The 13,512-nt window shown below is 54.4% G+C and carries 9 protein-coding genes; 3 read left to right on the forward strand and 6 right to left on the reverse strand.

The window, feature by feature from the left end; translation table 11 throughout:
• Positions 1-79 precede the first annotated feature (79 nt).
• Entirely contained in the window at positions 80-1,879 is a 1,800-nt protein-coding gene (gene ggt / locus HU175_RS00115) for a gamma-glutamyltransferase (RefSeq protein WP_176564651.1), read from the reverse strand.
• A 162-nt stretch (positions 1,880-2,041) separates the two neighbouring features.
• Here ggt and HU175_RS00120 point away from each other — a divergent pair, with 162 nt between their 5' ends.
• The gene (locus tag HU175_RS00120) at positions 2,042-3,286 is read left to right on the forward strand and encodes an ABC transporter permease (protein WP_176564652.1); all 1,245 of its coding nucleotides are present in this window, start codon (positions 2,042-2,044) and stop codon (positions 3,284-3,286) included.
• Between the two features lie 268 nt (positions 3,287-3,554).
• Here HU175_RS00120 and HU175_RS00125 read toward each other — a convergent pair whose 3' ends face one another.
• Positions 3,555-5,621 (reverse strand): alpha-1,4-glucan--maltose-1-phosphate maltosyltransferase, encoded by a 2,067-nt coding sequence (locus HU175_RS00125; protein ID WP_176564653.1) that lies wholly within the window; start codon positions 5,619-5,621, stop codon positions 3,555-3,557.
• Positions 5,622-5,781: 160 nt separating this feature from the next.
• Here HU175_RS00125 and HU175_RS00130 point away from each other — a divergent pair, with 160 nt between their 5' ends.
• The gene (locus HU175_RS00130; protein WP_176564654.1) at positions 5,782-7,581 is read left to right on the forward strand and encodes a glycoside hydrolase family 9 protein; all 1,800 of its coding nucleotides are present in this window, start codon (positions 5,782-5,784) and stop codon (positions 7,579-7,581) included.
• A 5-nt stretch (positions 7,582-7,586) separates the two neighbouring features.
• Here HU175_RS00130 and HU175_RS00135 read toward each other — a convergent pair whose 3' ends face one another.
• Both HU175_RS00135 and HU175_RS00140 read right to left on the reverse strand, forming a co-directional pair.
• Entirely contained in the window at positions 7,587-9,065 is a 1,479-nt protein-coding gene (locus HU175_RS00135; protein WP_176564655.1) for a PA-phosphatase, read from the reverse strand.
• A gap of 21 nt (positions 9,066-9,086) precedes the next feature.
• A complete protein-coding gene (locus HU175_RS00140; protein WP_176564656.1) occupies positions 9,087-9,989 on the reverse strand; it encodes a hypothetical protein in 903 nt (300 codons plus the stop codon).
• A gap of 241 nt (positions 9,990-10,230) precedes the next feature.
• Here HU175_RS00140 and moaA point away from each other — a divergent pair, with 241 nt between their 5' ends.
• Positions 10,231-11,211, forward strand: a complete 981-nt coding sequence (gene moaA, locus HU175_RS00145; RefSeq protein WP_176564657.1) for a GTP 3',8-cyclase MoaA — start codon at positions 10,231-10,233, stop codon at positions 11,209-11,211.
• A gap of 77 nt (positions 11,212-11,288) precedes the next feature.
• Here moaA and HU175_RS00150 read toward each other — a convergent pair whose 3' ends face one another.
• The gene (locus HU175_RS00150; protein ID WP_176564658.1) at positions 11,289-12,248 is read right to left on the reverse strand and encodes an ABC transporter substrate-binding protein; all 960 of its coding nucleotides are present in this window, start codon (positions 12,246-12,248) and stop codon (positions 11,289-11,291) included.
• Between the two features lie 251 nt (positions 12,249-12,499).
• On the reverse strand, positions 12,500-13,423 hold the full coding sequence (locus HU175_RS00155) for a polysaccharide deacetylase family protein (RefSeq protein ID WP_176564659.1): 924 nt from the start codon (positions 13,421-13,423) through the stop codon (positions 12,500-12,502).
• Between the last annotated feature and the right edge of the window lie 89 nt (positions 13,424-13,512).

Genomic DNA, 13,512 nt, shown 5'->3' on the forward strand with positions numbered 1-13,512 from the left:
ACTCAAAGAGTTGCAGCCTATAAAACAATACGCGCATATTTATTACAGCCAATTAATTAATGACTGGCCGACAACGTTTTTAATACCCCCGCGCCGTATTATCAGCTCTTGGGTCGGATGCGCCTTCCAGAGAACCGTCGGGACGTACCAGTACGCAGTCCATGCGACCAAGCGTATTCGTCAGTTTTTCGAGGATGTAGCCGCGGTTTTGTAACGCCTGGATCGTTGGGTCTGAGAAGGCACCGTTTTCGAAGGTCGTTTTGTCGGGCAGCCACTGGTGGTGGAACTTCAGGGCGTTGACCGCCTGCTGCATGGTCATGCCGTGCTCGATCACGTTCAGAATGGTCTGGTACACCGACGTAATGATGGTCGAGCCACCCGGTGTCCCCACGACCATGAACAGCTTCCCGTTTTTCTCCAGAATAGTTGGCGTCATGGATGAGAGCATCCGCTTGCCGGGTGCAATGGCGTTGGCCTGGTTGCCGATCAGCCCGAACATATTCGGAACGCCCGGCTTCACGCTGAAATCGTCCATCTCGTTGTTCATGAAGAAGCCTGCTCCCCCAACAACAACCCGGCTGCCGTAGCCCCCATTGAGCGTCGTCGTGATGCTAACGGCGTTACCAGCGTTGTCTACCACCGAAAAATGGGTTGTTTCCAGACTTTCATACCCCGGAATCATGCCCCCTTTTACGTTCCGGCTATCGGTCGCTTTGGCGAAAGAGAAATCAGTCCAGCGCGTTTTCAGATAGTCGGGGCTGATGAGCTGGGCGACGGGGACTTTCACGAAATCAGGGTCACCCAGGAACTTGGCCCGGTCGGCATACACACGGCGTTCGGCTTCGATCATCACCTGCACCGTCGAATCTTTGTTCCAGCCCCAGCGCCGTAGCGGATACTGTTCGGTCAGGCGCATCAGTTGCAGCAACGCAACGCCCCCGCTGGAGGTAGGCGGCATCGTGATGACGTTGTATTCTTTGTAGGTAGCTTTTAGAGGATCGCGCCAGACGGCGTGGTAGTTTTTCAGATCTTCCTCGGAGATAATGCCGTTACCCCGCTTCATTTCGTCGACCAGCAGACGCGCCGTTTCGCCCTCGTAAAAACCAGCCCGCCCCTGCGCCTGGATACGTTGCAGCGTTCTGGCGAGGTCTGCCTGTACCATAATGTCGCCCTTGTGCCAGGTCACCGTATCGGTAGGAGCGGCCGATTTGAGAAAGTAGGCTTTATCAGGATTGATACGTACCAGATCCGTTTTAATCCGGTTCAAGCCATTAGCGTCGCGTTCGGTCAGCGAATAGCCATTCTGCGCCAGGTTAACAGCGGGCTGCAAGACCTGCGCCCAGGATAGCTTACCAAACCGTTTGTGGGCTTCGGCCATCCCATCGACCGAACCGGGTACGCCACTCGCCAGATGCCCACTGGTGCTCAATCCCGCCCGGACGTTACCCAGCGAATCCAGATACATGTCTTTAGTCGACTTGCCCGGTGCTTTTTCGCGATAGTCGAGCGTATAGGCCTGCCCCGCCTGATCGCGGTACACCATAAAGCCACCCCCGCCAATGTTCCCCGCGTTTGGATACACCACCGCCAGCGCGAACTGCACCGCCACGGCGGCATCGACAGCGTTGCCACCGGCCTTCAAAATATCAAGACCCACCTGCGAGGCTTCCGGATGCGCCGAGGCCACCATGCCATTCCGGCCAATAACGCCTACCCGATCCGAAAAAAACGGGCGATTGGTCGGATCTTCGTCGCGGTATTGATAGACGCCCTGACTCTCGCGAACGCGGTTGTCTTTTTTGCTGGTAGTCGATTGAGTTTTACAGGCTGCCAGCAGCGTTAAGGCCAGCAGGGGTACCGCACGGAATAGGTGTTTCATGAAATTCAGGTTAGCTCGATGACCACTAAACTACAAAATTTGACCGAACGACCGCTAGTCCGCTCCAATCAGCCTAAATGATTTGAGGAGTTGCCGGATAGAGAGTAGATTTGTCAAAATGCGGTTTACAGCCGCTTTTGTTCTTAATCTTTTTTGATTCTCATGCGTTTCTTTCGTCAGGTTCTGGAAAGTTTCCGCTTCGCCTGGCAAGCCCTGCGATCTAATCTACTGCGGACCACCTTGTCGCTGCTGGGCGTTACCATTGGCATTTTTGCCATCATTGCGGTCTTCACGCTGGTCGATTCGCTGGAACGTAACATCAAAAACAGTCTGAACTTTCTGGGCAGCAACGTAATCTACGTGCAGAAATGGCCCTGGTCGTTCGGGGCGGGCGAATACCAGTGGTGGAAATATTTCCAGCGTCCCGTAACTAATTACAACGAGTACCGCTTTCTGAGCGAGCGACTCGAAAACGCGGAGGCTGTTGTGGCGCAGGCGTTCAAAGGCAACGTTACCGTTAAGCACGGCAACAACAGTACGACAGCCCGCATCGTGGGCGCTACGTTCGACTACGAGCAGGTAACCACCGTCCCGATCAGTCGCGGCCGTTATTTCACCCAGCAGGAAGTCAACCTGGGACGTAACGTCGTCATTATAGGATCAGAAATCGAAGAGGACTTGTTTCTGGGCGAGAACCCGGTGGGGAAAACAATCAAAATCAACGGACTGAATTTTGTCGTGATCGGAGCGCAGGAGAAGAAAGGCGAAGGCTTGTTCAATTTTGGCGGCAACCCGGACATCAAATGCCTGATTCCCTACGGCGCTTACGCCAAGATGTTTCAGTCGATTAATCCCAGCATCGACATTATTCTCAAAGGGTACGACAGTGATCAGGGGCTCGTCAATCTGGAAAGCGAAGTGCGGGGACTCATGCGTACCCGGCGGGGATTACGGCCTTTGCAGGATGACAATTTCGCCATTAACCGGCCCGAAGCCGTTACGCAGGCCATCGGACAGATTTTCGTGGTTCTAACCGTAGCGGGCTGGATTATCGGCGGCTTCTCGATTCTGATCGGCGGCTTTGGTATTGCCAATATCATGTTCGTGAGCGTTAAGGAGCGAACCAACATCATCGGCATTCAGAAATCGCTGGGAGCCAAGAATTACTTCATCCTGTTCCAGTTCCTGTTCGAGTCGATGCTACTCAGCCTCGTTGGCGGGCTGGGCGGTATTCTGCTGGTCTTCTTATTAACGTTTGTACCGCTGGGCAGCCTGAACCTGCAACTATCGATCGGCAACATTATCCTGGGGCTGGGCGTGTCCAGCATCATTGGCATTTTGTCGGGTATCATTCCGGCCTACTCAGCTTCCCGGCTCGACCCGGTCATTGCCATCCGGGCAAAATAAGGGGGTAAGGCTGTCCCACGTCTCTCACCCTCTCCGTAACGGCAAAACGCCCAAAACGTTAATCTTCTAGAGGTGTTGTTCTTACCACCCCTAGCCCCTCCTAAAATAGGAGGGGAACATGCAGAAGTGCCCTTTTAACCTCCCCCTCCTACTTTTCTAGGAGGGGGCCGGGGGGTGGTAAAAGCAGAGCAGATTAGCCTGCAATGACAAACTGCCCAAAACAGGATAAGGGCTATTTAAGCTTTGCCAAAGTCATTTGCCCATTATCCTAGATCTCAATGCGGAACAGGTGCATCGGCAGGACATAAGGATCAAGTTCGACGTAGTTCCATTCTCCCTGCCAAGTATAATACGCTCCCGTCAGCAGATCGTGCACCCGATAAGGCTGATCGTACCCAATACCCAGCTGCCAGATCGGCACCTGTACCGAGTTAGCGCGCTTGTTATACGCATCGGTGTTGACGACGATTAATAACTTATTATCGCCCGACACTTTCAGATACGCCATGATAGCATCGTCGTGGACAGTACAGAACGTAATGTTATTGGTCGTCTGCAAGGCTGCGTTTTCCTTCCGGATGCGATTCGTGATCGTGATCAGGTGCGTGAGTTTATTGGTCTTCTGCCAATCCCAATGCCGGATTTCGTATTTCTCCGAGTTCAGAAACTCTTCCTTGTTCGGGAACTGAATATGCTCCAGCAATTCAAACGACGGACCGTAGATCCCATAGTTACTCGACAGCGTAGCCGCCAGGAAATACCGAATCAGGAACTGTGGCTCGTGTCCCGATTGCAGGACACCCGGATTAATGTCGTGCGTGGTCGGCCAGAAGTTCGGGCGGAAATAGTACCGCATGGCGTCGGGCTGCCCATTCGCCTGTGTTAGTTCGGTCATATACTCCTGTAGCTCGGCTTTCGAGTTCCGCCAAGTGTAGTACGTGTACGAATGCGCAAAACCGCTCTTGGCCAGTTGCTGCATCACTTTCGGTTTGGTAAAGGCTTCGGACAGGAAAATCATATCCGGAAACTCCTTCTTCACCTCGGCGATGACCCACTCCCAGAAGGCAAAGGGTTTCGTGTGCGGGTTATCCACCCGAACGATGCGAACGCCCCACGACGCCCACACCAACAGTACCCGCCGAAGTTCGGCCCATAGGTTCTGCCAGTCTTCAGTTTCAAAGTAAACGGGGTAGATATCCTGGTATTTCTTGGGCGGATTTTCGGCGTACTGAATCGTGCCGTCCGGCCGCTTCTTGAACCATTCAGGATGCTCTTTCGCCCAGGGGTGGTCGGGTGAACACTGAATAGCCAGGTCCATCGCCACTTCCATTTCGTAGTTTTTGGCAATGGCGATCAGGTGTTTGAAATCCTCAACGGTACCCAGTTCCGGATGAATGGCATCGTGCCCGCCCTCGGGCGAACCAATACCATAGGGAACGCCGGGCTCGCCGGGCTGGCAGATAACGGAGTTGTTTTTTCCTTTGCGGTGCGCCGTACCGATAGGATGAATAGGCGGCAGATACAATACGTCGAAGCCCATGTTCGAAATCCGCGGCAGCAGCGCTTCCACGTCCCGGAACGTACCGTGACGCCCTTCTTCCTGCGACGCCGAGCGGGGGAACAGGCAGTACCACGTACTGAAACCCGCTCTGGCCCGGTCAATCTCTACGCCTAGTTCATGCGCGTAACGCGTAGGGTGTTGCCGTTCGGGGTAGCGATTCGCGTAGAAGGTAAACTGATCGCTCTCGGCCACGGAAACGGCCTCGTTGTAACGATCATCTTCGACCGAGGCCGACCCATCGCGAAACAGCGTTGCCATATCCCGTAGCGCCTGAATATCGGGGTTATCGAACGAAACGTCGGCAGCGGGTTTCGCTTTTTTGCCCTTTCCTTTAGGCTGCACTCCGCCACCCGCGCGCACCAGCATACCATCAACGTACTGCGCTCCGGCCAGCAGCTCGCTGGTGATCCGCTGCCCATCGGCCACTTTCAGGTGAACCTCATGCTGCCAGGACGCCGGATGGTCGATCCAGGCTTCGATGGTGTACACGTAACGTCCCTGTTTTTCAACGACGAACGAAGCACCCCAGCGGTCATTATTGATCAACGCCATACCGGCTTCGGTCCAGGCCTCGTCGGTGGCGTGTTTGTAGAGGAGCCGAACCGCCAGGTAATCATGCCCGTCGGCAAAGACATCGGCTTCAACAGCGATTACATCACCCGGTACGGCTTTGATAGGGAAACGTCCCTCATTCAACTCAGGGGACACATGTTGGATAACAACGCGGGTCTGGCCGACCTGCGGGAAGTTGAGAGAAGTGGGAGTTCCGCTCATGTATAGTCAATTCAATAGGTCTATATATATAAGGCCCAAGTAGCGGGCAATGTTATAAAAAAGACGGTTTTCGACGACTTTATTGGCGGTATCAGGTTTGCGTGAGTAGACGAATCCTATGCCCGCACTTAGGGTATTCGTTAACCCGCTGCGCTCATCCATGAAGATCAAATCTGTCGTTCTCATTCTGTATCTACTGCTGGCATCGCTCCTATCTAGCAGCGCTCAATTGCCAGTACAGGCCATCCGCCTAAATCAGCTTGGCTTTTACCCAAACGCGGCCAAGATTGCCGTATTAGTGACCAGTGCCGATACGTTGCAACGGCTTACTACCTTCCAGTTGCTTACTGAGAAATCGAAAAAAGTAGTATTCACTGGTCAGCTTAGCCCTGTCCGAACAAACGCCATTTCTGGCAAGAAAACCCGTCTGGCTGACTTTTCTACGTACACCAAAGCCGGTCAATACATACTTCTCATTCCGGGCGTGGGTCATTCCTATTCATTTTCTATTGGACCTAACGTGCACCGGGCGCTGGCCATTGGTAGTATCAAAAGCTTTTATTATCAGCGTACCGCAACCGATTTACCGGCCCGGTATGCCGGTCAGTGGTCTCGTCCGGCAGGGCACCCGGATACCAACGTTCTGATTCACCCATCTGCAGCTTCAGCCGGGCGACCAGCGGGTACCGTAATATCATCGTCTAGGGGATGGTACGATGCCGGAGACTACAACAAGTACATTGTCAACTCGGGGATCACGATGGGAACGCTGCTGTCACTTTGCGAAGATTTCCCGGCCTACGTCAATACGTTATCGACCAATATTCCAGAAAGCAGCAACGCCCTGCCGGACGTACTGGATGAAATTCTCTGGAATCTGCGGTGGATGCTGACGATGCAGGACCCGGCCGACGGGGGGGTCTATCACAAACTGACGAATCCCGGCTTCGATGCCATGATCATGCCCGACAAGGCAACAAAGCCACGATACGTAGTACAGAAAAGCATTACGGCCACCCTCGACTTTGCCGCCGTTATGGCGCAGGCAGGTCGGTTGCTACGTGCCTACAACAAACAACTTCCGGGCTTGGCCGACTCCTGTACTTCGGCTGCGATCCAAGCCTGGAACTGGTCGGTAAAAAATCCAACGATGGCGTACAGACAGCAGGTCATCAATCAACAAGTTGATCCTGATATCAGCACCGGCACCTACGAGGACCGCGACGCCAGCGACGAGTGGATATGGGCGGCTGCCGAACTGTACGTAACCACAAAAGACGATGCGTACTATCGTGCCGTCAATCTGTTCCCGGACCAGGCCACTCCCCTACCTGGCTGGCCACAGGTTCGTACCCTGGCCTACTACACGCTGGGCCGATTCAGTAATACGCTGACCGATTTAGGCAAAAAAGATCTACCCCTCGTTAAACAACATCTGCGCATTCTGGCCGACTCGTTGATCGATAACACCGACAAACAGGCCTTTGCTACAGTGATGGGCAAATCGGCAAAGGATTTTATCTGGGGCAGCAGTTCTGTGGCGGCCAATCAGGGAATTGCCCTTTTGATGGCTTACCGCCATACCAATTCGCCAAACCGGAAACGATACCTGCATCATGCCCTCGGGAATCTGGATTATCTACTGGGCCGCAATGCGGTTGGTTATTCATTCGTGACGGGATTTGGGGCGAAAACACCCATGCATCCTCATCACCGCCCGTCGGTTGCAGACGGCATCGTACCACCCGTACCGGGTTTGTTATCGGGTGGCACCAACGCAAGAGCAGCCAGTCAGGACAAATGCGCGGGGTATACTACGACTTTAGCCGATGAGGTATTCCTTGACGCTGACTGCTCGTATGCTTCCAACGAGATTGCCATTAACTGGAACGCCCCGCTGGTGTACCTTGTGGCCGCCATAGAAGCCTTGCAGCATGAACAACCTACCAGTCAGCCGTAACGGCGCTAATTCGCTCCGTCCGATTTGGCCTGCGCGATAGCCAGACTGCTGATACCGTTTCCCCATTTCGTACCCGCTTCGACACTGAACCGGTACTGTGTACCCGCGTACAAGGGGGCCAGGGTCGCTTCACCCGCCTGCCGGTTTAGGGCAATAGATTCCGAAGGGAACAGGTACAACAAAATCGACGTAGCCGCCGAGGCATAGGCCGACCGTACCGACGGATAAGACGGGTAGTTTGGGATGGGCGAAACGGTTTTGATGTTCGCGTCTCCCTGCGACGGGCGAGGTACAAAATACTGATATTTCTGCCCCCAGCAGGCGGTTGTTACGTCCTGCAACGTCCGGTTGAGCAGCGCGTACGACCGGGCAGCCCGAAGTTCGTTCTGCCGCGCGTAGCTGATCTGTTCTTCAGCAAGGCGATTCCAGTGACCAACAGCCGTATAGGTGCCGGCACCGTCGGCCCAGGCCGTAGCAATACGGTACTGGTCGCGGGTGCGGCTGTCAGATAGGGTACGCACCTCCGCCAGCGCCTGCTGAAACGGGGCCGATGTGGTGAGCGCGGGGGCAGCGGGGACCGACTGTGCAATAGTGGTCGCATTGTACCAGGTCGTTATGTTACCCGCCAGTGGCAAAAGCGGTGCTTCGGCCGGCAACGCCAGGCTGGTCCATTTCTGATCGTAAGGAGCGGCTGTTCGTTTTGCCTGCCAGGTATTACCGGGATCAGTGGCCTGACTAAAGCGGTCGCTCTGCGCACGAGTCAGGACCTTGGTAGCAACCGGCACGGCCAGCTCTTCACCCGCTTTAACGTCGCTTGCTACGTTGGCTCCGGCCCAGATGCGGCTTTGCTTGTGATCGGCCGCCTGGGATTGTAACCACGTTGCCTCGGACGGGAAGAAGTAAGCCAGCACCCGGCAGGAGACTTCGGCAATGGCCGCATCTTCCGACGGGTACGACGGTACGTCGGCAATGGGGATTCGCGGGGTAACATCCTGCCGCAGTATCGACGGGCGATTATACTGGTATTTGGCCCGCCAGGCCACCACCAGCGCATCGTACTGCGCTACGCTGAGCAGCGCAAACAGTCGGGCCGCCTGTGGGTCGGAGAACTGACTCGTAGGACTGTTGTAGGTCGGGGCCAGGTTGTATTTCGACACCAGCAGCCGCGCGATCTGGTTCCAGCGAACAACGCCCCCCGTCCCCCAGTAATTCACCGAGGTACTTTTGGCCGGATCGATGCTGTACAGCGTATTCTTGAGTTCCGCCAGTTCGTTCTGGTACGAGGTCGACGTAACAGCCAGTGGCGCAGGTACACTCACCTCCGCCCCCGATGTCAGGACAATGGTTTGCCAGTTGCCGCCCCCGGCATCCACAGTGGCCGGTTCGTAAAGCGGTAGAATCCCTTCGTTGATGGCGGGTTCTTTACAACCGGCCAGGCTTAACGCCAGGGCACAGACAAAAACAATTTGTTTATAATTTTTCATGCGTTACGGCTGCGCCTTCGCTTAAATACCAATAATGAGACCCCCACTGAGCCGGGTTGACTTTCCCGTATTTCGTCCGTCGAGCGTTGTGCTATACGTACCCGTCAGCCCGAATTTCTTCACGAGCGGCAGGTATAACGTAGTGCCTGCCCGCGTAAAGCCAACGGCGTTGGTCGGGAACGGAACACCCGGGGCAATATCCGTCCCGGTCGAGTAGGGTATCTGGCGCTGCACCCAGCCATCCAGATACAGGTGTTTGGTCGTGATTCCCGCCCGCAGAATACCCTCCGTTACGTCAGGCACATTGATTGTTGAGCCCGCATTGGGGTTTACCTGCGCCGGATCGTAATAGTTAATAACCCGGTCCAGCGTTACCTGCCCCCGGCGGATGTAGCCGTACTGGGCCGTAATAAAAAACCAGCTTCCTTTAAAATGCAGCATAGTCCGCCCATCGATGTTCCGGGAGCCGCGGCCGAGGGTAACCAGTCCGTCCGATACGTAATTCTGCAGCGGCATCTGGTAGCCTAACGCAAACAGCCACGCCAGCCGGGCTTTCTCGCCAAACTTGAAGTCGAACGCTTCCCAGCGCAATGCGCCGTAAATATCCTGGAACCCTTCCTGTTTGGGTACGTAGCCCGCGCTGGCCTCAGTGCGGGCGTAGGAAGCCGAGACAATAAAATCCAGGTCATAATCCAGCCCGTAGACACCGTAGGCATTCAGCGCCTGGGTCGTTACGGTACCGAGATTTGGGTCGCGGGTTTCGGTCGTGTTTACGTAGTACGAGTCGAAGGTTTCCTGCGACGCGGTGATTGCCAGACTGGCTTTTCGCTGCCCCCGCATGAACCCATCCATCATCCCCTGGCCCCGACTCTGGGTAGTCATTCCCAGCATCAGCAGCCCCATTCCCGCTATAAGTTTTTTCATGAAAAGTAGTATCCAGTGGGTCAATCGTGGGCAAAAGTAGCCATTATTTCTACCCGCTTCCGGATCAGAGAACTGATCAGCGGAAAAGCTATCGAACGCGTGACCGGATTTTCGTCTTTTCTTTCCAACGCCCCCGCGGCACTTTTCTTTTACGGGAATTTACGCAACGGCCTCCGCCAGCCCCACTCATTCGGTCTGGACTGCAATCAAAATCCTTAGTTTTGTGTTAATCCAGCAGCCTATGATTTACGATAATCACAACCGACCCATTACCTACTTACGGCTGGCCGTAACGGATCGCTGCAACCTGCGGTGTTTTTACTGCATGCCCGAGGAAGGAATCAGATACCTGCCCAAGAAGCAGTTGCTGACCTACGAGGAAATGGAACGGGTTGTTCAGGCGCTGGCCCGGCTGGGCGTGTCTAAAGTCAGGATTACGGGCGGTGAACCATTTGTTCGAACGGACCTGATGGGATTCATGCACCGCCTGGCGGGGATCGATGGTCTGACGGATATTTCGATGACGACCAATGGGGTGCTGACAGCTCCGCACGTTGCCGATTTGGCCGCTATGGGCGTTAAAGCTGTTAACCTCAGCCTGGACACACTGGATCGGGAGCGCTTTCACAAAATTACCCGCCGTGATGAATTGCCGGCCGTGCTCGATACACTCGATAAACTCCTGGCGGCAGGTATTCAGACCAAGATCAACGCGGTTGTGATGGACGGGCAGAATACGCAGGACCTGATTCCGCTGGCGGAACTATCCCGCAACTTGCCCGTTGACGTTCGATTTATCGAAGAAATGCCTTTCAATGGTGAAGGCAGCCACTATCCGGTGCTTCACTGGACCCACCGACGTATTGTTGACGAACTACGGGCGCATTTCCCCGATCTGAATAAAATTCAGGATCCCGCCTTCTCGACCTCGGCAGGCTATCAGATTCCGGGCCACCAGGGTACCCTGGGTGTCATTGCCGCCTTTAGTCGGACGTTCTGCGGCTCCTGTAACCGAATCCGGCTTACGGCACAGGGAACCCTGAAAACCTGCCTGTATGATGATGGGGTGCTGGACGTTCGGGCGCTGTTACGTACCGGCGCTACGAACGATGAACTGACGGCGGCTTTTCTGAAAGCGTTTAGTCATCGCCCGGCCAATGGCTTCGAGGCCGAACAAAAACGCGATGTTGTCAGCGAATCCATGGCAACCATTGGCGGTTGATCCGATAGCTACTCCCCAACGCAACAGGGGCCGGATACTGTATCCGACCCCAGCCATGTTTCTTACTAGGCACTGATTTACTGGCGCGCCATCACCGGCGCTTCTGCCAAATACTCATTGGTAAAGAGCGTCGCGGTATCCAGATGCTGAATAAGCTGCTTATCCGCGTCGGTCAGTAACTGATTGCTTATCATCCAGTTGACGAACGAATTCCAGATATTACGGTGCATAAATCCCCAGCGGCCGCCTGCGTCCAGGTAATAACCACCGGCCATCTGCTGGCTCTGTTCCACAATAAACCGTTCGGCGTTCAACGACTGATCGGCCATTTTCACCAGCAGCCGGGCGGCTTTTTCGGGTTTCCGAACCGCGTACTGGTAGCCAGCCGCCGTCGCATTGAGAAACCGACGTAACGCATCTTCGTTATCCCGAATCCAGTCGCAGTGACCCGTCAGGACCGGGTTGTACCCGTATGGAATCTTGTACTCGTCCAACAGGAACTGATTCAGTTCAATACCTTCTATTTCGGCTTTGACTCCCTCCCAGGTCAGCCAGATCCAAGCGGCATCCACTTCGCCGGTCAGCAGCGACCGCCAGATATTTTCCCAGCCGGGCTTGTGAGCGACAAACTGTCCTTCACCACCGTCGTTCTGAATCAATAACCGAACAATATCTTCTTCGAATCGGGCGCCGTAGGATGCGTAAACCTTGCCTTCCAGCTCCCGTGGCCGATTGATGCCACTCTCTTTCAGGGTTACAATGGCGCTTATGTCGCGGGCCAGTACGGAGGCCACGGCCATCAACTCAACCCCTTTCGTGCGATAACTGATAATACTTTCGGATGGCGTAACGGCTAGTTCAGCATTACCCTGCGCAACACGTTTGGCGGGGGCAATCTGAAAATTATCCTGATCTGGGCTGACAATCCGTACGTCCAGGCCAGCTTCTTGGTAATACCCCTTGGCCAGAGCAACAAAAAAACCTGTGTGGTTGGTATTGATCGTACGATCAATGGCCAGACGAATTTGTGTATTCATTCAAGTACGGTACTGATCATTGTTAATTAACAAGCCTGTCTGATAAAGGTTTTTGGTAAACCATCCTCCTTGCTGGCGACACGAACGGTTATTTATCAGGCAGTTAGCAACATCATCGCTGACGCAGTGACGTCATTTTACACCAAATCATTTTTCTTCCTGGCATCAGGATCGGGCCGCCATCGGGATGACAAAAAACCAAAAATCCCCTTAATCTAACGCCGACTAAGGGGATTTTGTATGAGTTGTTTTCAGTCAAAGCTCTGGATCATATTGCGGTACATGGTCGTGGCTTTCCACTGCCCCCCCGCAATAATACGCCGAACGGTGTATAGCGGCATCTGATCATCACGCTTGGTTGCCAGGGAGAAAGCGGCCAGATACCCGCGCTTCTGCAGCTCGGGGAGGGCTTCTTTATTCCACAGTCCAAACGGGAAAGCGAAGTATTTTACTGGTTTGCCCGTAATGCTTTCCAGTTTGGCGTTTGGCTCGTCGATCTGCGTTTTCCAGTCGTCACCCTGATATTTTTTCACGTTGTGGTGGTCCCAGGTGTGCGCGCCAATCACATGCCCCCGATCCGACAGGTCTTTGATCTGTGCCTTGTCCATGTAGGGTTGCTTCCCCCGGCGGCCAATGGCCACCGTCATAATGAAGAACGACGCCTTGAAGCCGTGCTTCTCCAGCTCGGGAGCCGCTACGGTATACTGTTCCAGGTCACCATCGTCAAACGTAATCATCACTGGCTTCGACGGCAGTGCAGCCCCCGTAGCCAGATAGGCATAGAGCTGATCGGGCAGAATGGTATGATACCCACTATCGGCCAGAATCTGCATGTGCTCCCGGAACATAGCGGGTGGAATAATGTAGTCCTTCGCACTCTGCGAATCCTTGGGGCGCCAGTCACGAATCTGGTGGTAGCAGAGAACCGGTACCTGCGGACGAGCCAGAATTGTGGCCGCATCAGCTACCTTCCCGGCCGGAATCGAGGCTGGGGCCGCTGTAGCTGTAACCGATTCGGTCGGTGCAGCTTCGTTGTTTGTCGTTGAAGCAGCGGCAGTCGTCGCAGGCGCTTCGGTTGTATCAGAGCCTTTGGACTGGCAGCTCATCAGTCCGCTAGATAGGCATACGGTCAGACTAGCGACCGTCAGGAAAGAAAGGGTATGACGCAAAAACATAATCGATAAGTACGTCCAAACTTAATAAAAACTTATCGGGCAATCCTATACCGGTTGTTATACCGATCCGAAAATATTATCCAGCGTCA

The organism is Spirosoma sp. KUDC1026 (genome assembly GCF_013375035.1).
GTDB lineage: Bacteria > Bacteroidota > Bacteroidia > Cytophagales > Spirosomataceae > Spirosoma.